This is a genomic window from uncultured Chloroflexus sp. (assembly GCF_937129525.1).
GTDB lineage: Bacteria > Chloroflexota > Chloroflexia > Chloroflexales > Chloroflexaceae > Chloroflexus.
The window spans coordinates 1-25097 of sequence record NZ_CAKZNK010000037.1 but is presented as its reverse complement, the minus strand read 5'-3'; the positions used below and the strand labels follow the sequence as shown (position 1 = coordinate 25097).

At 57.5% G+C, this 25097-nt stretch carries 24 protein-coding genes and 1 tRNA gene; 20 read left to right on the top strand and 5 right to left on the bottom strand.

Annotated features, from left to right (window positions below):
• Positions 1-176: 176 nt before the first annotated feature.
• Positions 177-252 (bottom strand) — tRNA-Gly (locus Q0650_RS03540).
• A gap of 195 nt (positions 253-447) precedes the next feature.
• Between Q0650_RS03540 and Q0650_RS03535 the strand changes: the two genes are divergently transcribed.
• Positions 448-1065 carry a hypothetical protein gene (locus Q0650_RS03535; protein ID WP_298815981.1) on the top strand — a complete coding sequence of 206 codons (618 nt, stop codon included), beginning with the start codon at positions 448-450 and terminating at the stop codon, positions 1063-1065.
• Between the two features lie 208 nt (positions 1066-1273).
• Here the strand turns inward: Q0650_RS03535 and pufM are convergent, their stop codons facing one another.
• The gene (gene pufM / locus Q0650_RS03530) at positions 1274-2188 is read right to left on the bottom strand and encodes a photosynthetic reaction center subunit M (protein WP_298815979.1); all 915 of its coding nucleotides are present in this window, start codon (positions 2186-2188) and stop codon (positions 1274-1276) included.
• 16 nt (positions 2189-2204) lie between these two features.
• Positions 2205-3140 carry a photosynthetic reaction center subunit L gene (locus tag Q0650_RS03525; protein ID WP_298815977.1) on the bottom strand — a complete coding sequence of 312 codons (936 nt, stop codon included), beginning with the start codon at positions 3138-3140 and terminating at the stop codon, positions 2205-2207.
• Positions 3141-3437: 297 nt separating this feature from the next.
• On the opposite strand from Q0650_RS03525, the gene Q0650_RS03520 reads away from it, so the two are divergent.
• From Q0650_RS03520 to Q0650_RS03430, 19 genes are all read left to right on the top strand, one after another.
• Positions 3438-4337 carry a glycosyltransferase family 2 protein gene (locus Q0650_RS03520; RefSeq protein ID WP_298815975.1) on the top strand — a complete coding sequence of 300 codons (900 nt, stop codon included), beginning with the start codon at positions 3438-3440 and terminating at the stop codon, positions 4335-4337.
• A 67-nt stretch (positions 4338-4404) separates the two neighbouring features.
• Positions 4405-5778 (top strand): undecaprenyl-phosphate glucose phosphotransferase, encoded by a 1374-nt coding sequence (locus Q0650_RS03515; RefSeq protein WP_298815974.1) that lies wholly within the window; start codon positions 4405-4407, stop codon positions 5776-5778.
• 161 nt (positions 5779-5939) lie between these two features.
• Positions 5940-6305, top strand: a complete 366-nt coding sequence (locus Q0650_RS03510; RefSeq protein ID WP_298815972.1) for a hypothetical protein — start codon at positions 5940-5942, stop codon at positions 6303-6305.
• A 536-nt stretch (positions 6306-6841) separates the two neighbouring features.
• A complete protein-coding gene (gene tsaE, locus Q0650_RS03505; RefSeq protein WP_298815970.1) occupies positions 6842-7363 on the top strand; it encodes a tRNA (adenosine(37)-N6)-threonylcarbamoyltransferase complex ATPase subunit type 1 TsaE in 522 nt (173 codons plus the stop codon).
• Positions 7363-8049, top strand: coding sequence for a tRNA (adenosine(37)-N6)-threonylcarbamoyltransferase complex dimerization subunit type 1 TsaB (tsaB, locus tag Q0650_RS03500; RefSeq protein WP_298815968.1), 687 nt, complete (start codon positions 7363-7365; stop codon positions 8047-8049). Before tsaE ends, tsaB begins: the two co-directional genes overlap by 1 nt.
• A 21-nt stretch (positions 8050-8070) precedes the next feature.
• Positions 8071-8790 carry a DUF3662 and FHA domain-containing protein gene (locus tag Q0650_RS03495; protein WP_298815966.1) on the top strand — a complete coding sequence of 240 codons (720 nt, stop codon included), beginning with the start codon at positions 8071-8073 and terminating at the stop codon, positions 8788-8790.
• A 2-nt stretch (positions 8791-8792) separates the two neighbouring features.
• Positions 8793-9251: an FHA domain-containing protein gene (locus tag Q0650_RS03490; RefSeq protein WP_298815962.1), complete on the top strand. Its 459-nt coding sequence runs from the start codon at positions 8793-8795 to the stop codon at positions 9249-9251.
• Between the two features lie 133 nt (positions 9252-9384).
• Positions 9385-9741: an NADH-quinone oxidoreductase subunit A gene (locus Q0650_RS03485; RefSeq protein WP_298815960.1), complete on the top strand. Its 357-nt coding sequence runs from the start codon at positions 9385-9387 to the stop codon at positions 9739-9741.
• 3 nt (positions 9742-9744) lie between these two features.
• On the top strand, positions 9745-10539 hold the full coding sequence (locus Q0650_RS03480) for an NADH-quinone oxidoreductase subunit B (RefSeq protein ID WP_298815958.1): 795 nt from the start codon (positions 9745-9747) through the stop codon (positions 10537-10539).
• Positions 10532-11056, top strand: a complete 525-nt coding sequence (locus tag Q0650_RS03475; protein ID WP_298815956.1) for an NADH-quinone oxidoreductase subunit C — start codon at positions 10532-10534, stop codon at positions 11054-11056. Before Q0650_RS03480 ends, Q0650_RS03475 begins: the two co-directional genes overlap by 8 nt.
• A gap of 33 nt (positions 11057-11089) precedes the next feature.
• Positions 11090-12199, top strand: coding sequence for an NADH-quinone oxidoreductase subunit D (locus tag Q0650_RS03470; protein WP_298815954.1), 1110 nt, complete (start codon positions 11090-11092; stop codon positions 12197-12199).
• The gene (locus Q0650_RS03465; protein WP_298815952.1) at positions 12196-13437 is read left to right on the top strand and encodes a 4Fe-4S dicluster domain-containing protein; all 1242 of its coding nucleotides are present in this window, start codon (positions 12196-12198) and stop codon (positions 13435-13437) included. The genes Q0650_RS03470 and Q0650_RS03465 overlap by 4 nt, the downstream gene beginning before the upstream one ends.
• A 164-nt stretch (positions 13438-13601) precedes the next feature.
• Positions 13602-14924, top strand: coding sequence for an NADH-quinone oxidoreductase subunit NuoH (nuoH, locus tag Q0650_RS03460; protein WP_298815949.1), 1323 nt, complete (start codon positions 13602-13604; stop codon positions 14922-14924).
• A 71-nt stretch (positions 14925-14995) separates the two neighbouring features.
• Entirely contained in the window at positions 14996-15649 is a 654-nt protein-coding gene (locus Q0650_RS03455; RefSeq protein ID WP_298815948.1) for an NADH-quinone oxidoreductase subunit J, read from the top strand.
• A 3-nt stretch (positions 15650-15652) separates the two neighbouring features.
• Positions 15653-15970, top strand: coding sequence for an NADH-quinone oxidoreductase subunit NuoK (nuoK, locus tag Q0650_RS03450; protein WP_298815947.1), 318 nt, complete (start codon positions 15653-15655; stop codon positions 15968-15970).
• 150 nt (positions 15971-16120) lie between these two features.
• A complete protein-coding gene (gene nuoL / locus Q0650_RS03445; RefSeq protein ID WP_298815946.1) occupies positions 16121-18331 on the top strand; it encodes an NADH-quinone oxidoreductase subunit L in 2211 nt (736 codons plus the stop codon).
• Between the two features lie 4 nt (positions 18332-18335).
• Positions 18336-20000: a NuoM family protein gene (locus Q0650_RS03440; protein ID WP_298815944.1), complete on the top strand. Its 1665-nt coding sequence runs from the start codon at positions 18336-18338 to the stop codon at positions 19998-20000.
• Positions 20001-20099: 99 nt separating this feature from the next.
• Positions 20100-21611: a NuoM family protein gene (locus Q0650_RS03435; protein ID WP_298815942.1), complete on the top strand. Its 1512-nt coding sequence runs from the start codon at positions 20100-20102 to the stop codon at positions 21609-21611.
• Positions 21612-21659: 48 nt separating this feature from the next.
• Positions 21660-23249, top strand: coding sequence for an NADH-quinone oxidoreductase subunit N (locus Q0650_RS03430; RefSeq protein WP_298815939.1), 1590 nt, complete (start codon positions 21660-21662; stop codon positions 23247-23249).
• 64 nt (positions 23250-23313) lie between these two features.
• Here the strand turns inward: Q0650_RS03430 and Q0650_RS03425 are convergent, their stop codons facing one another.
• Both Q0650_RS03425 and Q0650_RS03420 read right to left on the bottom strand, forming a co-directional pair.
• A complete protein-coding gene (locus Q0650_RS03425; protein WP_298815937.1) occupies positions 23314-24189 on the bottom strand; it encodes a sulfurtransferase in 876 nt (291 codons plus the stop codon).
• Positions 24190-24297: 108 nt separating this feature from the next.
• The coding region (locus tag Q0650_RS03420) for a dihydrolipoamide acetyltransferase family protein (protein ID WP_298815935.1) at positions 24298-25097 on the bottom strand (800 nt) is incomplete at its 5' end.

Below are 25097 nucleotides of genomic sequence, written 5' to 3'. Positions count from 1 at the left end.
TTACCGCCTGGTAGAGTCGCTACCTTGTATTGCTCCGGCCAGAGTTAGTGTATAACAGGCGGAATGCGTATTTTGACAGAGAGTGACCGCGCGCGAAAGAGTGATCCTGACTCTTTACCGCTGACACTTCATTCCTTTTTCAAACGAAAGACCAGCGCCATAGCGCTGGTCATAACTGGAGCGGGAGACGGGATTCGAACCCGCGACCTACACCTTGGCAAGGTGTCGCTCTACCAGCTGAGCCACTCCCGCATCACTCAAGGATTATAGCACGACTCACCAATTCGTGCAAGTGTGGCTGAGACGGCGTAGCCTGGCCCCGGTCAGGCGTATAATGGCCGTAACAGACTTGTCGTCAGCGCCAGTATGAGCTGTCGATCCTGGTTACGTTGCCACCGTGTTTGATCAGGATACTTACTCTTTGTCATACCGCTTGTGTGAAATGCCATGACAACTTCACCATTCCGTCAACGACTGGGGCGCCGTCTCGGTCCAACACCGTACTATCAGGTGATCATTGCCGAACCAGACCAGCTACGCCTGCAATCCTACCCACAGGCTAATCGCCATGCTGCCATTCCATTATTTATCGGCGGCGGTGTATTAATTGTGATTGCGCTGGCCGCATTGTTCGCCGGTGTGTTGGCATCGTTGCAGGGATTCGGCTTCGCTCCAGCCGGCCTGAGCGCTGCTGTCGGCGGGCTATTCGGTGGCCTGGCCATCCAGCGCCTGGTTGGCGGCTATGCCATTGCTACCACCACCAACGAGATAGTACTCGATGCCAGTAGCTTCACCATCCACCAGACCAGTCGGGTCGGGCGTCCGCGCGCGCAGCGTATCGATCGGTCGGCGATCAGCGGATTGCGCCTTCGCCCATATCGTATCATCACCGGTGGGCTGATCCGCCGTCTGCAACCGGTATTAGCGCTCGAAATGCTGGTTGGCGATGAAGTCTGGATCATCGACAGCGCGGCGGTACCGGCGGCGTTACAACCGCTGGTGAATGCAATGGCGCTGGCCACGAGTCTGCCGGTCGAACGGGTTGTCGAGATGCGCAAAAACTGAAGTCGGGTCAGGGGGCGGGTGGCGCTGCTTTGAAAGGGCTGGGCGATGCGGTGGGTGAATGGTTAGCGCCGAGATCAGCGGCGGGAACCCCTCACTGAAGGGTCAGGCGATGCGGTGGGTGAATGGTCGGCGCTGATCAGAGGCAGGAAACCCTCACCCGCCATACGACGGGTGAGGGTCGGGAGGAAGGTGGAAGATTCAAACAGGCTTAGGGCATCGGTGTCGGCCCTTGTGGATAGGCGATACCGGCCTCAATACCCCACTGGAACCAGTTATTAACGAAATCGGGCATTGAGAAGAAGACGCCGAGCGCGCCGGTGATACCGCACAACCAGGCAAACCAAAACGCCCACAGGTGGATCGAATAGGCATTGGCATTGAAGCCCATGCACCAGCGCCAGAAGAGCTGAGCGCGCTCAGTGCCAGTGCCAGGAGCTTGAATCTCATTCCACTCTTCGTGGGCAGCGTACTTTTCCAGCGCCCAGATCGTGCCAGCGTGCATAGCCAGCAAGAGTGTCGAGCCGAGCAGGAAGAAGATCGAGAGCATGTGGAACGGATTGTAGTAGAAATTGCCGTAACGCACGCTCACATTATTCGTCCAGTCGAGCAGCGCCTTGATACCATGGGCCGGCGCTTCCGACCAATCACCCATCCATATCGGTCGAATAATATAGATCACCAGGTAGAGCGCGATCGCGCCGGTGAAGCCATAGGCGAGGTAAGGCTTGATGCCAAGCGCCTTAGCCCGGGTATAGATATGCATATACCAGGCGAAGATTGACAGCGTGAGGAAGAACGTAGCAATGAGCCACCAGCCGCCTTCGTTGAGCGGCGGAAAACTCAGCCCGTAGCGCGATGACGGCGGATCAATCTGGAGCACGACAAAATACTTGACGAAGGCTACTGGGTTAAAATTGACCTGGGCGAACATCACCATCAGCCAGATAAAGGTGAAGATACCGCCCGCGACATATGCCACTGCATTCCACAAGCCGAGGTAAAACGGGCCGAGCTGACTATCGAAGCCAAAGTTTTCCAGTAACGGGATCTCGATTGGCTTGCCAATCCGACCGCGATCGCGGCCTAGTTCCAGATCGCCCGGCGTCATATCTACTGTTGCCATACTGCTGCGCTCCTCTCTAGACGCCGCTCCAGAAGGGGAAATTATTCCAGAAGTTCCAGAAGCTTACCCAATCCTGTACCGGCCAGCCCGACAGCAGGATGCACAGGTCAGCCGAGAGAATGCCGCCGATAGCGAAGATGTAGCCGAGGCGATGGACGCCGGCTTCGCCGACCGAGTAGTATTGCACGTCACGGAAGAAGACGTTTTCAATGTCGCCGCCTTCAGGGCCGCGATATTGCGCCGCGCTCAAAATCAGCGAACCATGGCAGGCCAGCAGCCAGGTTGAAGCAAACAGACCGGTAATGCCAATGGCGTGGAATGGGTTGTAGAAAAAGTTATTGTAGCGGTAGCCGAAGTTCGATACCCAGTCGAGGTGGGGCATCACGCCCAGCACAAAGCCCTCGTGCCACATACCAAGCGCAATAGGCCGGATGATCTGCAACACCGTCCAGGCTGAAACGGCGACACCGAACGCGATGGGCACGTGATAGCCCATATCGAGCTTCATGCTGATGTCAACCTGCCGCATCATCCAGCCGAAGAAGGCGATAGTAGCGAAGAGCACCGTCATCTGCCAGGCGAATCCTGGTTCACCTGGGGCGGCGAAGCCTAACCCAAGTTCTGCTGGTGGTGGATCGATCCGACCGGCGAAGAAGTTCTGGGGGAACGAATACGGCCCTTTCAGAATGGTTTCATTGATATAGAAGTATGAGCCGAAGATGATGCCGATAACCGAGACGAAGCCCCAGAAGCCGACGTAGAACGGACCTACCCAGAAATCGAAGGGATCGTAGCGGAAGAGAGCGCTAAAGGTTGTGCGCCCTTTGATTCTGTACTCCGGCTCGATTTCTTCGATCGTGCGCCCTCCCGGTACCCGTGTGGCTCGCGCACCTTCAACAACGGTGAACGAAAAGTCGGGAAAGCGGGGGTCTTTCGCTTTTGCTCTGCTCATAGCGACTCCCTCTGCTGACGGCTGGCGCGGCGACCGGATGCTTGTTCGCGCCTGCACGCTGCCCTGACAATGGTAGCGTGTAATGATAAGCAAAATCTCGCGCCCTTTTCGGCCAGTATAATACGCCTGATAGACATTGTCAAGCTACAGGTGTTGATATTTAATTTTGCATTATAAAGCCTCAAACCGTATTGCCTGTCGCTTGAACAGTGTCTGTTCATCTCTTGCATATAAAACAAGAATGACCTGTGGTATACTGAACTGGCGTTAACGCAATCTTGATCGAACAGGCGCGCGATGTCCAGTCTTGCCGTCGTTATCCTCAACTACAACCGGGCCGATCTGCTGGCCGATTGTCTGACCTCTATCGCAGCGGCGCCGACTCGTTGTCGACTCGAGGTCTGGGTCGTTGATAACGCTTCGACCGATGGCAGCGCTGCAATGGTGCGTGAGCGCTTTCCCTGGGTCAATCTGATTGAAAGTCCGGTCAATGGCGGTTTTTCAGCCGGCAATAATCTGGCTTTGCGTCACATCCTGGCCTTACCCAATCCGCCAGACTACATTCTGCTATTGAATAACGATACCGTGGTGCCGCCTGGCGCGCTCGATGGCATGGTCGATTACCTCGATCAACATCCGGCGGTAGGCGCGGTGGGTCCAAAGCTGCTCTTGCCCGACGGATCGCTCGATCTTGCCTGCCGGCGCAGTTTTCCGACCCCGGCCATCGCGTTCTATCGTCTATTCGGTTTGTCGCGTCTGTTTCCGCGTAGCCGGCGCTTCGCGGCCTACAATATGACCTATCTTGACCCTGATGTCGAAACAGAGGTAGACTCGGTCGTTGGGGCCTGCATGATGGTGCGCGCGACAGTTGTTCGCGAAGTTGGCTTGCTCGACGAATCCTTTTTCATGTATGGTGAAGATCTCGATTGGGCTTACCGGATCAAACAGTATGGCTGGAAGATCGTTTACTATCCTGCTGTGATCGTCTATCATCACAAGCGGGCTGCTTCCAGTCGGCGTCCGATCCCGTCGATCCGCGCCTTCTACGATGCGATGCGACTCTTCCATCGCAAGCATTACGCGGCGACGACGCCGGCGCCGCTCAATTGCCTGATCGAGTTTGGCATTACTGTAAAGGAGCTGTGGGCGCTTGGCCGCAATCTCATCCTCCCACCCAACGCGCGTCGCGTCGGTTAGAACGCGGTCGCTGCTGCGTCCGCGCGCCTGGCGCGCGCTATTACGGTTACTATTAGTTGCATTCGATATGGCGGCATTGAATCTGGCCGCGCAGGCAGCGTATGCGCTTGGCGCCGAGTCGCTTGTCGCCGCCGGTTTTCGTATGCCTGCCGATCCGCTAACGGCCATACGTTTGAGTGTGCTCGGCACGCTGACAGCCTTGTTTGTGTTTGCCAGCCACGGTCTCTACGAGATGAAACGTGGCGCCTCACGGCTCGATGAAGCGGTCAAAGTGGTGACCGCCGTCTCGCTGACGATGGTGCTGGTCATCTTCATCAACGCATTGATCGGCGAGTTCGGCGGCGAAGAGCTGCCCTGGATGCGCGAGATTCTCTTTCAGGGATGGTTACTGGCCGTCGTTGTGACGTTGTCTGGTCGTTTCGGTCACCGGTTACTGGTCTACATCTTGCGCCGCTACTTCGATATCGATACCCGACGGGTATTAATCGTCGGCGCGCGCGATCCTGGCCGACTGGTCTGGAATACCATCCGCCGCCGTCCAGAATTGGGCTATCGCGTTCAGGGGTTTCTCTCTGATACGGTGCCGATTGGTGAGATTGTCGATGGTTTGCCGGTGTTGGGTCGCGCCGAACATATTCGGCGCGTCATCCGTGCAACCCGCGCCGATGAAGTGATTATTGCCCTCTCCGGTCGCTCGTCGCAAGATCTGGTTGAGGTGATCGCTCTGGCCGAAGATGAGTCGGTGGAGATTAAAGTCTATCCCGATACTTTTCAGCTCATTACCAACAATGAAGTCTCAATCGGCGATCTGCGTGATTTGCCCCTGGTCAGTGTTAAAAATGCGGCGCTCGATAACCCGTGGAATCGGGCCCTCAAGCGCGGTCTCGATTTGATTGTTGCCGCGCTGGTGTTGCTCTTCGCCGCGCCGATCATGCTCTTGATTGCGCTGGCAATTCGACTTGAATCGCGCGGGCCGGTCTTCTTCCTGCAAGAGCGGGTTGGTCTCGATGGGCAGCCGTTCTGGATGATTAAGTTTCGCACGATGCGGCCTGATGCCGAGCAATTTGGTACCTGGACGGTGCAGAACGATTCGCGGGTGACCCGCGTGGGGCGCTGGTTGCGCCGCACCAGTCTCGATGAGCTGCCACAATTGATCAATGTGTTAATCGGTGAGATGTCGATTGTTGGTCCCCGTCCCGAACAGGCGCGCTGGGTGGAACAGTTCCGACAGCAGATCCCGCGCTACATGCGTCGGCATAAAGAAAAAGCCGGTCTTACCGGCTGGGCGCAGGTGAATGGGTTGCGTGGCGATACCAGTATCGAAGAGCGTACCCGCTATGACCTTTACTACATCGAAAACTGGTCGCTACTGTTTGATATAAAGATTATTCTTCGCACAATTGTGAATTTTATTACCGGGCGGCAAGAAAATGCCTATTAAGTGATGGCTGTGGGATGGATGCGACAACCATTTAGTCAAATATGGCTTGTGCAAATATGAGCAAAACGTGGTAATATAAAGGTACATGCAAATCCCCCCAACAGCGTAGATGCCCCGTCGCTCGCGCGCGAGGCCCGAGTCCTCACTGGAGGAGGATAAGAATGGAAGTATCTGTGCAGGAAGCTGCCGCCCACGCTCGTCGGCTTGGCTACCAGGTGATTGCTGCTGAACAGTTGCGCGCGACCCGCTGTCTGCTTGTGCTTGCCGCACCGGCAGGGCAACCGTTTGGCGTGATGGTGCAGCGACGTTCTCTGATCAATGCCGCCGATGTGCAGGATTTTGCCGAAATGTTGTTTCTCCGACGACTTCATCGTGGCTTGCTTATCGCCGTTGATGGCGGTTTTAGCAACGAGGCCCGACGCGCGGCTCAAGAGCTGCGCTATACCTCAATGACGCTAACGACTGAGTTGCCCCCCGCTAATGGACTGGCTCAGGCGAGCCTGAATCCAATCACAAATATTGGTTAGTCGGGCGCGCAAGTGCGCTCGATGTGCCCGGCGGTCAGCCGCATAACTGCGGTACTCTGATACCGGTCGTTGCAGAGTGGTTGGTCGCCGGCAAAACTCAGTGCGCTCATCAGCGCACACCATCTCTCGATCTTACCCTGCTCCGAACTATTTCCTTGCCTTCAGGAGATGGTGACAGGTATCCACCTGCTACCATGTTTGTCATGGTTGCTGGTACCACCCATCGGAAGTTTGATCCGAATGGTAGCGTAGTGTTGTTGAATTTATCGAACACTGATAGCGAAAAAATGCATAGCTATCGAACAGTCAAGATTGATTGACATAAGTTTTCATTAAAATCGATACTGTTTATTTTATTGAAAAATATAACGATTTCATAGTTTTTTGTTGCACATACCATTGTCACGCAGACTGACTGTAGATCTTCACCTGCAGACCGGATCGACTACTCTGTTGCGCGCTTCGCTGCCTTACATCGCGCCGTGACTACCCCTGCCCTGGCTGTGAATGCCAGGCGACTATGGTACAATAAAGCCATGACTGAACCATTGTTACCGGCGGTGCAAACGCCGCACGATCTTGATTTTATCAGCCATAGCCCGGCGCAAACTGAGCGGATCGGCATCCGGCTCGGTCAGTTGCTGCGCGCCGGCGATCTGGTGTTGTTATCAGGACCGCTTGGCGCCGGCAAGACCCACTTCATCAAGGGGGTTGCGCGTGGCCTTGGCTACGATGGCCCGGTGACCAGCCCTACCTTTGTGCTGATCAATGAATACCGCGCTGATGCCGCGCGGGGCCGATTGCCGATTTATCACGTCGATCTCTACCGGGTGAACGATGTGACCGAACTGGCTACCATCGGGCTTGATGAACTCTGGTTGACAGATGGCATTTGTCTGATCGAATGGCCGGAACGGGCGGCTGCGGCATTGCCGTCGGAATATCTACAGGTTGCTCTCAGCTATATCAGCGAGACCAAACGGCAAGTGCGCTTGATGCCACACGGTTCCCGCTATCGCGATTTGCTGGCAACCTTTAAGGAGGCGACGTTCGGTTGATGTTGCTCGCAATCGATACGGCTACTGCCTTTACCGGTCTTGCTCTGTACAGCCCACGCGGCCCGCTGGCTGAGTGTGTCTGGGAGTCAGGTCGCAATCATACTGCGCAACTGTTGCCGCAGATCGATACGTTGTTGCGCTATGTTGGCGCAACGCCGGCTGATCTGACTGCGCTCGCGGTGAGTTTAGGGCCGGGAAGCTGGAGTGGGCTGCGGGTAGGATTGAGCCTGGCCAAGGGTATGGCGCTGGCCGGTGATTTACCCCTGATCGGGATTCCAACCCTCGATGCGCTGGCCTATCAGTATCTGCCGACTGCGCTGCCGGTTTACCCTTTGATCAGGCTAGGTCGCGAACGATATGCGACCGCGCCGTTTATCCTCCGTCAACGGCTCGAACGGCTGGCGCCTGATCGCAATCTAACCCTGGGTGAGTTGTGCGCAGAGATCAGCGGGCGTGCTCTCTTCTGTGGTGATCTTGATCCCGCCACGATGGCAGCGTTACAGCGTGGGCTGGGTGAGCGAGCGGTGTTTCCGCTGCCGGCGGCCCGTCTGCGCCGCCCCGCTTTTCTCGCCGAACTGGCATGGCAGCGCCATCTCGAACAGCGTTACGACGATCTGGCGACGCTCGAACCGATCTATCTGGGTGAACCGGTGCGCGCGCCGGTTACCGGCGCTTCGTCGCAATGATATGCTCTCGAGGAGGAAGCGATGTCTGCCCTGCGCCGCTTTGAACAACTGATGGAGCAGATTGTTGAAGGTTCGGTAGCGCGCATGTTCCGCAGCTCGATCCATCCGGTTGAGATTGCGCGTCGCCTTGAAAAGGCGATGGAGGGTAACCAGAAGATTGGCGTCAACAAGCAGGTCATTGTGCCGAGTTTCTACCGCGCTTATCTGCATCCGCAAGATTTTGCCGTCTTCCAACCGGTGCGTCAGCAACTCGAACAAGAGATGGCTACCTATCTGAGTGAGCTGGCTGCCGAGCGTAACTTTACCTTGCTCGACCGTCCGCGGGTGGCCCTAGCGGAAGATCCGGCGGTGCCTCAGCGCGCGATCCAGGTTGTTGCCGAAATGAGTAGCGGCCAGTCTGAACCGGCACAAATGACGATGATTATGCAGGCCGACCGCGCGTCTGTCCGTTCTACCGGCGCATTCTTCCTGTTGCAGACCGGGCCTGAACCGCAGGCGTTGCCGATTGAGACAACAATTGTGACAATTGGGCGTGGCCTTGATAACGATATTATTCTCGAAGATACGCGCGTGTCGCGGAAACATGCCCAGTTGCGCTATCGGCAGCGTCGCTTTTGGTTGACCGATCTCGGCAGTACGAATGGCACGTTCGTGAATGACGAGCGGATTGCCGAGCGAGCGTTGCGTGATGGTGATCGAGTGTCGCTTGGCGGGTTGGAATTGATTTTTCGCGAGGGTTAGCTGTGTTTTTCGATATCGCCAGCATCTCGATTGGCGTCATTCTGCTCTTGCTACGGGTGGCAGTTGTCTTTCTCCTCTACTTTTTTCTCTGGCAGGTGGTGCAGGTGATCCGCCGCGATTTGAGTCGCCCGTCCACTACGCCGGCAGCGCTCAGTCCCTACGGGCAGCTTGTAGTTGTCAGTGCTGGTCAAAGTGGGGTGGTGGTGGGCAAAACCTTTCCATTGGGGCCGGTGAATGTGATCGGGCGCAGTCCGTACTGCGATATTGTGCTCAACGATTCGTTTCTTTCCAGCGAGCATGCCCGCCTTGAACAACGTGGCGGGGTGTGGATACTCGAAGACCTCAATAGCACCAACGGTACCTTCCTCAACGGGTTTGAAGTGACTGCGCCAACTGACGTGAATCCTGGCGATGTCATCCGCGTCGGACGGGTCGAGTTGCGGCTCGAGTCGTCAGTCTGACCTGCTGTCTGCCCCCAGATACCTTCTCCATCGCTTTTCTTTAGCTGCTGGCTCAACTTTGCATCAGTCGGCGTGAATTTGTGATATACTTCTCATCGTCTTTACTTCTCACACCCGTCACGGAGGATAGGCGATGCTCGCCAACTATGCTTTGATAGGCATTTTTTTTGTTGCTGCGGTCAGCTTTCCGCTGATTCCGCTTGCGCTCGCCTTCTTTCTTCGCCCGAAACGTCCGACTCCGCTGAAGACCAGCACCTACGAGTGCGGGCTTGAGGCGCTTGGTGATGTCCACGTGCAGTTTAAGGTGCAGTATTACCTCTACGCGCTCGCTTTCGTCATTTTCGATATTGAGGTGATCTTTTTGTATCCGTGGGCAGTAGCATTTAATGCAGTCGGACTCTATGGCTTAATCGCGGCAACGATCTTTCTGCTGATGCTGTTTGCCGGCTTGCTCTACGAATGGCGCAAAGGCGCTCTAGAGTGGGTGTGATGTATGGCTGATGTTGATCCTACCCAGCTCGAACTCGAACGACAGGGTATATTGTTAACAACCGTGAACCGGTTTTACAATTGGGGCCGTCGTTCGTCCATCTGGCCGATGGCCTTTGGTCTGGCCTGCTGCGCAATCGAAATGATGGCGTTTGGTCTCAGCCGCTATGATGTGGCCCGATTTGGCGCTGAGCTGTTTCGCGCCTCGCCGCGTCAGGCTGACTTGATGATCGTTGCCGGCACGGTGACTAAAAAGATGGCGCCGCAGGTAGTGCGGCTTTACAATCAGATGGCCGAGCCGCGCTATGTGATTTCGATGGGGGCTTGCGCCACATCTGGTGGCCCGTTCCGCGATGGGTACAATGTCTTGCGCGGGATTGACCTGTTGATCCCGGTTGATGTCTATGTTCCCGGTTGTCCACCCCGTCCCGAAGCGTTGCTCCATGCCTTGATGACCCTGCAAGAGCAGATCGATCGCCAGAAATTGGGCCGCGTGCGCTGGTATGGCAGTGGCGATAAACCTCAAACGACCGATTTTCCCGTGCCAACGTTTGGCGCAAAAGGGCTTGAGATCGACGGGAAATTAATCGATCCGGTTGGTGGCTTGCCGCTACTCAGTCCTTATACCTCTCCGGCTCACGGCGAACACCGTTCGGGGCAGATTGAGCATCCGGAAGTAGCGCGCCAGTTCCCGATTATGGATCCGGAAGTAGAGCTGGAGCATGCGCTCAAGGCGCGAGGGATCGCGCCTGAGATAGCCGCCGATGATTTGAAGCGGAGTGGGGTGAGTGATGCCTGAGCTGACTCCTGCCGAGCTGCGCGCTCGTCTTGCCGAGGTGATGCCAATGGCGCTGCTTGAGCCAGAACCACTGGCGATAACGCCGCCGCCATCCCATGGCCCGCAACCTGGTTTGTTTCAGCCGTCTGATCCCCTTGTCAAGCCGGATCATCTGGTCGCGGCGGCCCTCTTTATGCGCGATACGCTCGGCTATGCCTATCTTTCAGACATTGCGGTAGTCGATTATCTCTACGCCGGCTGTTTCGAGCTGGTCTATCGCTTCTACCATCCTGCCGGCGGGTCAAGTCTGGTATTGCGGGTGCGGGTGCCGCGCGATCATCCGGTGTTGCCGTCATTGACGCCACACTGGCCGGCGGCGAATTTCCACGAACGCGAGGCGTTCGATCTGTTTGGAATAGAGTTTACCGGTCATCCCCACCTGCGCCGCATTTATATGTGGGACGAGTTTGAAGGCTTTCCGATGCGGAAGGATTTTCCCCGCCAGGGTGATAAGTATCTTGGTGGAGATGAAGGCTAGTGAGGCGCTAATCAGAGAGAAACCGGTGTTGCCATGCTCCAAACCCAAGAGCTGCAAGTCAATATTGGTCCGCAACATCCGTCAACGCACGGCGTCTTTCGGATGCTGGTGACGGTTGATGGGGAAACGGTTGTCGATCTTAAGCCGGTCTTCGGCTATCTGCATCGAAATCACGAGCAGCTTGCCGAGGCAAATACCTATTTACAGAATATGCCCTATACCGACCGGCTCGACTATTTCAACTCGATGGCCAACAATCACGCCTACGCCATGGCCGTCGAGCGTTTGGCCGGGATCGAAGTGCCGGAACGGGCTGAATATATTCGCGTGTTGATGGTCGAGCTGACCCGCATCCTGAACCACGCTAGCGCAGTTGGCTTCATGATCAACGATATGGGTGCATGGCAAACGCCGCTGGCGTTCGGGATGCGCGAACGCGAAAAGATTCTCGATCTATTTGAAATGGCCAGCGGCGCGCGCCTGATGTGTAACTACTTCCGTTTTGGCGGAGTCGCGCGCGATCTGCCGCCAGAGTTTATTCCCAATCTGCGCGAGCTGCTACGCGCCTTGCCCGCCTATATCGATGAGCTTGAGCGGCTATTGCGCGACAACGAGATTTTGCTGCAACGGGCAGTAGGGATTGGTATTTTACCGCCGGAAGTTGCCCTCTCGTATGGAGTGAGTGGCCCGGTCTTGCGCGGCTCGGGTATTCCTTACGATGTGCGCAAGGCAGAGCCGTACAGCGTGTACGACCGGTTCGATTTCGATATTCCGGTCGGCAAGGTCGGCGATGTTTATGATCGCTTTCTGGTGCGGATCGAAGAGATGCGACAGAGCAAGCGCATCATCGAGCAGGTGCTTGAGCAGTTGCCTGACGCGAAGGGAGGGCACATTAACCCCAAAGCGCGCCAGAATGTGCGGCCACCGGTGGGGGATGCGTATGCGCGGATCGAGTCGCCCAAGGGTGAATTGGGCTTCTACCTGGTGAGCGATGGGAGCGCCAAACCCTATCGCTACAAGGTGCGCGCGCCCTCATTTATCAATCTCACGCCACTGGCCGATATGTGTCGCGGTTATAAGGTGGCCGATATTGTGGTCATCCTGGGTAGCATCGATATCGTCATGGGAGAGGTAGATCGATGACAACCTCACCGTTTGAAATAGAGATTTCGCGTGGGCGGGTGATCGAAGTTGAGCGCGACGATACTCGCGTGCGCCGTGGTATGGGTCTGCTGCGCGGTATGGCAGTGATCTGGAAACACTGGAAAGAGTCGTTTAAGCTCAATCGTAGCTATAGCCAGATCCATGGTACCTTCACGATCCAATACCCAGAGGAGAAGCCGCGCATCCCGGAAGCGTACCGCAATATGCCGATCCTGCTTTACGACGATGAGACCGGTCACGAGCTATGCACGTCGTGTTTTCAATGTGAACGGATCTGCCCGCCGCAGGTGATTCATATGACGCAGGCCAAAGATCCGGCTACCGGCAAGCCGGTGCCTGCTGTGGCCGAATTTATCATCGAGTACGACGCCTGCATGAGCTGCGGTTTTTGCGCCGAGGTGTGCCCCTTCGACGCAATCAAGATGGATCACGAGTTTGAGCTTTCAACCGATGATCATGCTGCGCTGACAGTCAATAAAGAGCGATTGAACCGTCCAATCAGCTACTATGCGCAAATTGCGCCCACAATGTGGGCTGAAGTGCGCGAGAGTGCTTTGAAGAAGTTGCAGGGGAATATTCGCCGTCGGCCTGATGTGATCGGCCTGGCGCCACACCTCACCGAGCGAATTGCGGCGCGTCGGGCCGAACTGGCAGCTCAGGCGGCTCAGACAGCGCAATCGGCTCCAGCCGTTGAAGCAACCCCATCGGCGCAACCGGCTCCGGCTGAAGGTCGCAAATTAACGCCGGAAGAGAAAGCCGCAAAACTGGCGGCGATCCGCGCCGCAAAAGCAGCCCAATCCGGTGAGAGTGCTGCGCCGGCAGCCGAAACCACGCCACCATCTGCCGAACCATCCACTCCTGCCGCCGCGCCGGCGGGAGACAAAGCGGCCCGTCTGGCCGCCATCCGCGCCGCCAACGCAGCAAAAAAGACGGCAGAGGGCGAGCCGCCAGCAGCCGCTTCGCCGGGTGACGCCACAGCCGATTCGGCCTCGCCAGCGGCGCCAGCGGGAGACAAAGCGGCCCGCCTGGCCGCCATCCGCGCGGCTAACGCGGCGAAAAAAGCAGCAGAGGGTGAGCCGCCGGCAGCCGCTTCGCCGGGTGACGCCACAGCCGATTCGGCCCCGCCAGCGGCGCCGGCGGGAGACAAAGCGGCCCGCCTGGCCGCCATCCGCGCGGCCAACGCGGCGAAAAAACAGCAATCAGGCGATGATTCGTAGACTGGCCGCGTACCGACGGCGCGCAGCAGCGAACTACTATCGTCCTGGTCGATGCCGGACAACAATCAGCGGCAGAAGATACGTCGCGCTTAAAATGGCAATGACCTGTGGGTATAGCAGCTCGCACAGGTCGCAAGACACGAAGGGTTAAGACGGAGAAATCCATGTACGACATGCTCGCTGCCCTTATCAATGGCACTTTGGGCTGGAGTTGGCCAGAGTGGGCGCTTCACCTGCTTAGCTACATCCTGATTGTAACCATTGTGCTGGTCGTTGCGCCGCTGCAAATGCTCTTTCTTACCTACTACGAGCGTCGGGTCATTGCGCGCATGCAGGATCGAATCGGCCCTAACCGGGTTGGGCCTGAAGGTATCTGGCAACCGATTGCCGATGGCGTCAAAATGTTCACCAAAGAGGACATCGTGCCGCAGGCGGCAGACCGGATTGTCCATTTTCTGGCCCCTTGCGTCGTCGTTGCCCCGACCGTGCTGATGTTTGCCGTGGTGCCGTGGGGGCCGGGAATGACCCCGGTCGATCTACCGACCGGCATGCTCTTCTTCTTCGCCATCTCGTCGATCAGCGCGGTTGGCTTGATGATGGCGGGATGGGCGAGCAACAACAAGTTTTCATTGCTGGGAGCGATGCGAGCTGTGGCGCAGATGGTCTCATACGAAATTCCGGCAGTGCTGTCGCTGATTGCCATCGTAATGATCGTCGGCTCGCTCTCGCTCAACGAGATTATTGCCTATCAGAGCGGCCTGCTGATCAGTAACCGCGATCTGGCTGGCATTCCCGATTTGGGTTTGGGGTGGTTCGTCTTTACGCCGGTGGGGTTTGTCGCATTTATCGCTTTCTTCATCGCCGCGCTGGCTGAAGGCGAGCGCACACCGTTTGATATTCCGGAGGCCGACTCGGAGATTGTTGCCGGTTATATGACCGAATATAGCGGCATGAAGTTTGGCCTATTCTATCTTGCCCAGTATGTGCTGAACTTTTTGCTCTGCGCGATCACGGCGATCCTCTTCTTTGGTGGCTGGCAGGGGCCAGGAGTCAACTGGCTCTACGAACAGGGAATTACTCCGGCCAATCCTACCGGCAACGGGTTATTCAACGTGTTGGCCGGTGTGTTGGGGGTCTTCTATTTCCTGCTCAAGACCTACTTCTTCTTCTTCGTGATGGTCTGGCTGCGCGGCGCTTTTCCCCGTCTGCGTATCGATCAATTGATGGATTTCGGCTGGAAGTTTCTCATTCCACTGACGCTGGCCAATCTGTTTAGCGCTGCGCTTTGGGTTGCCTTCATCCGCTGGGGGCCAGCCGAAGGGATGTTGATTACCGTTGGGTGGTCGCCGGTATTGCGGTGGCTGGCAGCATTTGTCGTGACCCTGGCCATCAATCTCGGCGTGTATCTGTGGTTAACGCGCGTTTATGCCGCGTCGCAGGCCGAACGGCGACGAGCTGAGCTGGAAGAGTTGAGCGCGACGGTTTAGCTGAGGCAGCGGAAGGTAGCACTATTGTTGCGCAGCTCTGCGCAATTCAATAACGACAGCGGGAACGAGTGATGGAAGTCGTGGTGCAGATTGTCTTCGGACTGATCGCTCTGTTGATCCTGGTTGCGGCGACGATGGTCGTCACGGTGCGCAACGTGATTCATTCGGCGCTGTGGCTCATTACCTGTTTCTTCGGCGTCGGCGCGCTCTACTTGCTGCTCGAAGCCGAATTTCTGGCGGTCGTGCAGGTTTTGGTCTATGTCGGCGCGGTGTCAGTGCTCATCCTGTTTGCGATCATGCTGACGCGCCAGATCAGCGGTGAAGGCGAGCGTCAGTTGAATTCACGCTGGCCAGTGGTGCTGGCAATTGCAGCGTTGCTCTTTGCGACCGTCATGGCGCCGACATTGATCAATCAGCAGTGGAATGTGCCGCCGGCGCCGCCATTGGGCACGCCTGAACCGCTGGCCGGGCCGGCTGAGCTGGGGCGGGGTTTTGTCAACGAGTTTCTGATCCAGTTTCAAGTGGTTGGGGTGCTGTTAACGGTGGCGCTCATCGGCGCAATCGTGATCGCGTTCGAGGAGCGAGCGCGACGTCGCAAGGTACTAACCCTGGCCGAAGAGCTGGAATTGAAGCGGTTGCGCGCGCGTGAGACTGAAGCAACTACACCAGAACCAGTGGAGGCCGAGCCGGTGGTGCGAGAGACGCGCCCTGCCAGTGAGAGGTGAGCGATGCTGAATGCAGTGCCGTTGCCGGCGGTGTTGACATTGGCCGCCGCGCTCTTTTGTATCGGGTTGTTCGGCGCGCTCTCGCGTCGCAATCTGATCGGTGTGTTGATGGGTGTTGAGTTAATGCTCAATGCAGTCAATATTAATCTGATCGCCTTCTGGCGCTATTTCGAGCCGCGCTATATCACCGGCCAGACCTTCGCCATTTTTATCATCGCCGTGGCTGCCGCCGAGGCAGCGGTCGGCCTGGCGATGGTGATCGCAGTCTATCGACACTATGTGTCGGTGAATGCCGACGAAGTTGATCGGTTACGCGGTTGATCGCCGGTCACGGTTGACGGTAATGGTGTGCGGAAACGACAATTGGGTGCGGGCAGGAGGTTGATCCGGTTCTGGTTGTGAATGAGCGATGGCGGTGGGAACGACGCATGTCCAGCAGGTTTCGTGATAGGGATTGACATTGGAGCGCATATGGCGTTTTTCTTGCAAAATGCCTGGTTGATTCCGCTGTTACCGTTGCTGGCCAGCGCCATCATTACGTTGACGCCGATTCGGCGTCAGGCGATGGCAAGCGCCTGGCTGGCGACCGGTCTGATGATGGTTGCGACAGTTCTGGCGCTCGGATTGCTGGCGGCGGTAGCGGGTGGTTGGGCGCTGCATGACGGTGAACTGGTCAAGCTTGCCGCTCATCATGGTGAGCACGATGCCTTTGCCTTCCCCGAGCCGAACGTTGTGCAGCGTTTCGTCTGGGCGCCGACCGGTGATACCGCGTTGCAGATGGGCATCTACATCGATGGCGCGGCGGCGGCGATGCTGGCGATGGTGACAATCACCTCTACCTGCATTCATCTCTTCTCAATCGGGTATATGGCTGCGCATCCACGCCAAAGCCGCTTCTTCAGCTTCATTGCTCTGTTCACGGCGGCAATGTTGCTGATGAGCATGGCCGATAACCTGCTGCTCTTCTTTATGGCGTGGGAGGTGATGGGTCTCTGCTCGTATCTGCTGATCGGGTTTCTCTACGAGCGACCAAGCGCGGCCCGCGCTGCGGTGAAGGCGTTTATTACGACGCGCGTCGGCGATGTGCTGCTATTGCTGGGGATTGTCTACCTGTATGCCCAGGCTGGTGGAATCTCGTTCGGCAATGACGAAGGCGGTATCTTCTTCCCACCATTGCTCGAACGGCTGGCAACCGAGACCGGCGCATTGGGCTTGAGCCACGCTGCCGGAATTGCCCTGCTGATCTTCGGAGGCACGGTTGGTAAATCGGCTCAGTTCCCGCTCCACGTCTGGTTGCCTGACGCGATGGAAGGCCCAACCCCGGTCTCGGCGCTCATTCACGCGGCGACAATGGTGGCTGCCGGTGTCTTCCTGGTAGCGCGCACCTTCCCCATCTTTGCCGTCGATCCGACTTCACTGGGAGTAGTCGCCTTTATCGGCGCGTTCACTGCCCTCTTCGCGGCGACGATTGCAGTGGCCCAATTCGACATCAAGCGCATTCTGGCCTATAGCACTCTCTCGCAGTTGGGCTTTATGGTAGCGGCATTGGGGGTAGGTGGTTGGGTAGCGGCTATGTTCCACCTGATCACCCATGCCTTCTTCAAGGCGCTGCTCTTCCTGGGATCGGGATCGATCATTCACGCGATGGAAGCGCAGCCGGCGATTCGACGCATCCATCACCACGATGAGTATGCCGCTCAGCAGACAGCGCAGGATATTCGCAATATGGGTGGGTTGCGCACCCGTTTGCCCTGGACGTTCTGGACATACACTGCCGGTTATCTGGCACTGGCCGGGATTGTGCCGTTTGCCGGTTTCTGGAGCAAAGATGAGATTCTGCTCGACGCTTTCAAGCATAATCTGGCCGTATATGTGACTCTCAGTCTCGCCGCCTTTTTGACCGCCGTCTACATGACCCGGCAGTGGTGGCTGGTCTTCTTCGGCGACTATCGTGGCGCGCATCCGGTGGTGTTTGAAAATCCCGATACGCCAACCGGCCATGCCGGGCACGATCATACCGATGACCACCACGGTCATGCGGCAGATACGCATGACGATCACGGTGAGCACTGGCACGAAGATCCAAGGATGATAGCGGCGCTGGTGGTGCTGGCCAGCTTTGCCGTGACTGCCGGCGCTTTCAATTTACCGTTCGACGGCCCATTTGGTCACTGGCTGGCAAGTCTGTGGGGGCAAGAGGCGGCGAAGCTCGATCCGGTGGTGGCAGGTGTCTCGTTGTTGATTGCGCTCGCCGGGATTGCGGTCGGCTGGTATGGCTATCGCAATGCCTTTGCAACGGCAACGGCAACTGATCCGCTGGCGGCGCGCGCGCCTGGCCTCTTTGCTGTTCTCAATGCCAAATATCGTATCGATGAGCTGTATGCAGCGACATTGGGGCGGCTGACTGACAGTCTGGCCGTAGCATGGACGTTGATCGACCGGGCTGTAATCGATCGGCTAGTTGATGGCATGGGCCGCTTCACCTTCGGGTTAGGCAAGGTCAACTTCATCATTGATGATACCCTGCTCAACGATGGCCCGGATGGTCTGGCAAGCGGCACGCAAGGCTCTGGGCGACAGGCGCGCCGCTTGCAGACCGGAAAGGCGCAGGATTATCTGATCTACGTGTTTGGCGGCTTGCTGGGGCTGGCTGTGTTCTGGCTGTATGTGATTGGGCGATAGCGTTATGAATCTGCCGGAGTATCTTGTTCCTGCTCCCGATGGCGTGCCGTGGCTGACGCTTCTGGTATTGTCGCCACTGGTTGGCATCGCTTTAATCGGGTTGGCATGGCTGATCAGGCTCGATGAGCGGACGATTAAGACGGGGGTGCTGGCCTGGACAGGGGTGCCGTTGTTGCTATCCGGTCTGATCTGGGCCCGGTTTGACCCAGATGCGGTAACGAGCGGGCAAGGCGCAGTGCAGTTGGTCGAGCGCGTGCCGTGGATTCAAGCGGTACGGGTTGATTACTTTCTCGGTGTAGACGGCCTGAGTATGCCGCTGATTTTGCTCACGGCAGTGATGACACCGGTTGCCGTGATTGCCAGTTGGGGTGCGCGCGATCGAGTGCGGGCGCATCTGGCGCTGTTACTCCTGTTGCAGGCGGCGATGCTGGGCTACTTCGTCGCGCTCGATTTCTTCTTCTTCTTCATCTTCTGGGAGTTCAGCCTGGTGCCGGCCTTCTTCCTCATTCAGGGCTGGGGTCGCGAGCAGCGCCGCTACGCTGCCTTCAAGTTCTTCGTCTACACGATGGCCGGCTCGCTGGGAATGCTCTTGCTCTTTCAGCTCATCTATCTCGCGATGCGTCAGGCGGGCTATCCCACCTTTGACCTGATCGCATTGGGACGGCTCGGACAAGGGTTGCCAGTAGTCGGCGTTACCGGGACGCTGCGCGACATCCTGTTTGCGTACCTCGAGCAACTCGGCGTGACAAATGTCCTGGGGCGGTATCCGCTTTTGTACAGCAGTATCGCAATGTGGGCGATCTTTATCGCTTTCGCGATCAAGCTGGCTGTCTGGCCATTCCACACCTGGTTGCCTGACGCCTACGCAGAGGGACCAACTGCGGCCAGTATTCTGCTCTCCGCGGTAATGAGCAAGATGGGTGCCTATGGCATGCTGCGGTTGTTGTTGCCCTTTACGCCAGATGCGGCGCAGTATTTTGCTCCGGCGCTTGCGGCCCTGGCAGTGATAAGCGTGGTGGCGGGCGCTTTCGGCGCGTTGAGTCAGGTGAATGGTGATGTTAAGCGACTGATCGGCTACACCTCGATCAACCATATGGGCTATGTCACCCTGGCAATTGCCGGCGCTGCTGCGGCGGGTGAAGCGGGGATCGCGGCCCGGGCTAGCGCGGTCAATGGTGCGCTGGTGCAGATGGTTGCCCACGGCTTGAGCACCGGCGCGCTCTTTTATCTGGCCGGCGCGCTCTATGAACGCACCGGACGCTGGGAATTGAGCGGTCTGGGCGGATTGCGGGCCAGTGCGCCGACCTTTGCTGGCGTCATGGGGATCGCGCTCTTTGCCAACCTTGGCTTGCCGGGACTGGCCGGTTTCGTCGGCGAGTTCTTCATCTTCCGCGGCGCGTGGGCCACGTTGCCACTGTTTACTGCGTTGGCGGTCATCGGGTTGGTAGTGACCGCACTGGCCCTGCTCCTGATGTTTCAGCGCATCTTCCTGGGGCCAGCCGCCGGCTCGCCGCGCGCAATCGCCGATCTGCGTCCGCAAGAATTCTGGACAATGGCGCCGATCCTGGCGCTGTCGCTGGCGATTGGCGTCTATCCTGGCCCGTTGATGGCATTGGGTAATGCGGCTGCCGGGCAATTGGTGGCGATTTTTACCCGAGTTGTTTTGTAGTACCGCCAGTTGGCACTCCACTTGTGGCGGTGGGGTCAATAACGTGAGTGAAGCTGCTGACAATCCATTACAACGGATGCATTGCGCAAAGGTGATCGCATGGGGCTGATAACGCTTCCCGCCGATGTGCCGTGGCTGAGTCTGATCTGGCTCAGCATGCTGGTTCCGGCAATTATCATCGCCGTCATTCCTGACCGCTACCCTGACCTGATGCGTTGGGTTGGCACAGGGTTCGCGTTGCTATCGCTCATCCTGTCGCTGCTGGTCTTTCTGGCCTACGATCCGGGACGCGGCGGCTTCCAGTTTATCGAACAACTCGATTGGATCCCGCAGCTCGGCATAAGCTACTTGCTCGGCGTCGATGGGATCAATCTGCCGATGTTGCTGCTCAACGGGATCGTTATCTTCACTGGCGCGCTGATGAGCTGGAATATCGAAGAGCGGACCAAAGAGTATTGGGTCTGGTTATTGCTGCTCACTACCGGCGTGTACGGTGTTTTCAGCGCGCTTGATCTCTTCCTCTTCTTTGTCTTCTACGAGCTGGCCGTCTTGCCCATGTACCTGTTGATCGGCATTTGGGGAAGCACGCGCAAGGAATACGGCGCGATGAAGCTAACCCTGTTTTTGATGGCCGGTAGCGCGCTGGTGATCATCGGCATGATCGGCCTCTACTTCGGCAGCGGTCTGCGCACCTTCAACATGCTGGTACTGGCTGAACAGGGTTTCATTTCCGGCAACCTGCAATGGCTGCTCTTCCCGGCGCTGTTTGTCGGTTTTGGTGTGCTGGCCGGTATGTTCCCCTTCCATACCTGGAGTCCAACCGGTCACGTCGCTGCGCCGACAGCAGTCAGTATGTTGCACGCCGGCGTTTTGATGAAACTGGGTGCGTATGGTTGTTTGCGCGCGGCGATGTGGCTGATGCCGGTAGGCGCGCGCGAGTGGTTGCCAATCATTGTCGTGCTCACCGTGTTTAACGTAGTTTACGGCGCCAGTATCGCTATGGTACAGCGTGATGCCAAGTTTATTATCGGTTATTCATCGGTGAGCCACATGGGGTTGGTGGTGATGGCGCTGGCGGCTGGCACACAGATTGCGTTGCTGGGCGCGGTGTTGCAGATGTTTGCCCACGGCATCATGACAGCGCTCTTCTTTGCAGTGGTTGGTCGCATGATCTACGACCGCACCCATACCCGTCAGTTGCCTGAATTGGGTGGGTTGGGGCGGGTAATGCCCTTTGCCGCCGCGATGTTCATTCTCGGCGGTCTGTCATCGATGGGTATGCCGGGATTGGCCGGTTTCTGGGCTGAATTCAACATCTTTATCGGCGTCTGGGAGCGCTACCCGTTGGTGGCCGTGATTGCGGCGTTGAGTATTCCTATTACCGGCGCATACATCCTGCGGGCCGTATGGTCAGTCTTCTACGACGAAGTGAAAAACCCTGAGTTTCTCCATTTACCCAGGCTGACCTGGCAAGAGTATACCGGCGCGCTGGTGCTGGCATTGGTGCTGGTAGGGCTGGGCCTGTATCCGGCCTGGATGACAGAACTGATCGATACCGGTGTTCGTCCGCTGGCTGCGCGGTTGAGTGAAGTGGCAGTGGCATTGCGGTAACTTGACGCAATCAGACGCAAGGCATCAGAATAGAGCAATGAGGAGCCTATGTTTCAACTGACCGACATCCCGCGTCTCTTGCCAGAGATACTGCTCCTGGTATTGGCGCTCCTGGTGTTGGGATCTGATATTCTTGAACGTTGGGGCCGCTCGCCGTCAGCGCAACTGGAACGGGTGAAGTCGTCGGCTTCATTGACAGCCATCGGCCTGGGGATGGTGCTGGCGGTGGCGCTGTTGCAGAGTGGTTATATCTATCAACTGCCCGAGACGGCGCCGGTTAATTTCTTTACCAACATCATCCGCAACTTGCAGAGTGGTGGTCCCAGCAATGAAGGCGCGATTGCCGGCGTTTTTGTCGTCGATCACCTGACGATGATTGCGCGTCTGCTAATAATCGGCGCGGCGCTACTCACCAGTCTGCTTTGCCTCGATATTCGGCCTGACGCTCACCCTGGTGAGTTTTATGCGTTGATCATCTTTGCCACGCTCGGGATGTGCCTGATGGTTGGCGCAAATGAGTTGTTGCTGGCCTATCTGGCAATCGAGCTGACATCCATTCCGCTCTACCTGCTGGCCGGTTATTTCCGCAACAATGCCCGCTCGGCTGAAGCGGGGTTGAAATACTTTCTGTTTGGCGCTATCTCATCGGCAATCTTGCTCTACGGAATGAGCATGGCGTTTGGCGCGGCGCTCAATGGGGTGAGCGGGGCGGCCAACATGAACGATCTGACCCGCTTCAATCGGATCGGAGCCTTCACCTCTTCGAGTGGAAGTTTGATCACCATGGCGATGCTATTTATCATCGCCGGCATGGGTTACAAACTGGCAGTGGTGCCATTCCATGGCTGGTCACCCGATGTGTATGAAGGCGCTCCGGCACCGGTGACTGCGTTCATCTCAACGGCGTCGAAAGCAGCCGGGTTTATTCTCCTCTTCCGCCTGCTTACCGAAACCTTTCCGGCGATGGCCGGCGCGCCGGTGTTGGGCGATGACGCCGGTGGTTGGACAGCAGTGCTGGCGGTATTGGCGTTGCTGACGGTGGTGATCGGCAATCTGGCCGCGTTGCCGCAGAACAATGCCCGGCGTCTGCTGGCCTATTCGAGTATCGCGCACGCCGGTTTTGTATTGTTGGGAATGCTGGCCTGGGCAGCAGCGCAGCCGTTTGATCGTGAGCAGGGCTTGATCGCGTTGTTATACTATCTGATCATCTACAGTCTGACCAACCTGGGTGCATTCGGCGTCCTGGCGCTCATCGGTCAGCAGGTAGGTGGTGAAGATTTCGCCCATCTGCGCGGGCTTTCGCGGCGCAATCTGCCACTGGCGCTATTGTTTACCGTTTGTATCCTGTCGCTGGCCGGTATCCCGCCATTGGGAGGCTTTTTCGCCAAGTTCTACATCTTTATGGCCGGCTGGCAGAGCGGAGCGACCTGGCTGGTGATCATCGCCGTGGTGATGACGATCGTCAGCTTGTACTACTACCTGCGGCTGTTGAAGGTGATGTTTATTGAGCCAACGACCGATTTGTCACCGGTGACGATGCCGCGCGGGATTGCTGCGGCGCTCACGATTGCGGTTGTAGGCGTGCTTGTGTTGGGTATCTTCCCGAACGTGATCTTGAGTGTGCTGGAAAAGGTGTAAGGTTGTGAGTGGGACGGCTCTGAGCAAAGCCGTCCCACTGTGATTGTGTCCAGGGTATAGCGTACTACCGCTCCAGCGGCTTATCGGGATCATTTCCCCATTCGTTCCAGGAACCGTCATAAATTGCCACCCGGCGGCCACTGACCAGCTCGAAGGCGATGGCGGTCGGTGTGGCGGAAACGCCGCCGTTGCAATATGCAACCACTTCACGGTCAGCGGTTTCAGCGGGATCGATGCCGGCGGCGAGGAAGCGCTCGCGGAGCTGATCAGGTGGCAGATAGGTCTGATGTGGCCCGCTCACCAGACTCTGATAAAAGACGTTGCGCGCGCCAGGGATGTGTCCGCCACGGCTGGCGCGCGACTCGAAGCCGCGATATTCCTGCTCGTTGCGGGCATCAATCAGGAGCATGTCGCCACCCAGCGCCTGCAAGACCTGATCGGCAGTTTTGCGTAGATGGGGCTGCGGTCGCGGGGTGAAGTTCGCCAGTGGGTAATCTGGCACCTCGCTGGTCAGCGGACGACCCTCAGCCAGCCACTTGACCAGTCCGCCATTCAACACCCGCACCTGCTCGAAACCGTAATAGCGCAACACCCACATCAACCGTCCGGCGAACATCGAATACCAGTCATCATAGGCGACAACGACGGTATCGTCGCCGATCCCGCGCCGTCCCAGCTCGTAAGCGATCTTGTCGGGTGGCGCAATCTGAACCGGCGTTGGATCGTCCAGATCGACAATATCGCGTGTCCAGTCGATATAGACCGCGCCGGGAATGTGACCGGCGGCGTAATCTTCGTAGCGGGGGAAGTAATGAGGTTTGGGGGCAGTAGGCGGTAAAACGGTGCCACGCATATCAACGATACGCAGGCGCGGATGACCAAGATGGGCGGCCAGCCACTCGGTTTCGACCAGTGGGCCGGGGGGAAGATCGATGGTCATGGCATATGCTCCTTAAGAGGTAACGACGCAACAATGGGCAAGAGGTGTGTACATAGTTGACACCGTATCATAACATTGTTGCGTCGTTACGTTGATCAGACCACCCGTCTAGACAATGATATTCATTGGCGCTTCGAGCAGTTTACGCAGCTCTTGCAGGTACTGCGCGCCGACCGCGCCATCGACGACCCGGTGATCGGCGCTCAGCGTGAGATTCATCACCTGACCGATCACAACCTGATCATCACGCACTACCGGCACTTTACGGATCGCGCCGACGGCAAGCGAGGCGGCCTGTGGCACCGAGATGATCGAACCGAACTCGACGATACCAAACATCCCAAGATTGGTAACCTGGAACGTCGCCCCTTCGAGTTCGTTCTGTTTGATCTTGCCTTCGCGCGCTCGCAAGGCCATATCGCGGATCTCGGCGCTAATGACACTGATGCTCTTCTTGTCAGCATCGCGCACTACCGGAGCGACCAGGCCATCATCAAGGGCAACGGCAACGCCAATGTTGATCTGGGTATGGCGAACGATGCCGGGCTGTCCATCAGCGGTCTGACTGAAGCTAACATTCACTGCCGGCACTTTAGCCAGTGCTTTGGCAGCAGCCTTAACAATCAGGTCATTGACCGATACGCGCGTACCACCGGCGACGATCTGTTCGCGCAAATCCACGAGAGCGTCGGCAGCAACTTCGATGGTGAGGTAGATATGCGGCACACCGGGCTTGCTGTCGGTCATTGCGCGAGCGATAGCTTTGCGCATGCGGCTCATCGGTTCGGCGCCGGCCAGTTTGGGCGCGGGAGTGGGCGCCGGTGTGGAGGCAGTGACAGGCGCCGGAGCCGGCGCCGGGGTAGGAGCCACTGCCGGCGCCGGGGTAGGAGCCACTGCCGGCGCCGGGG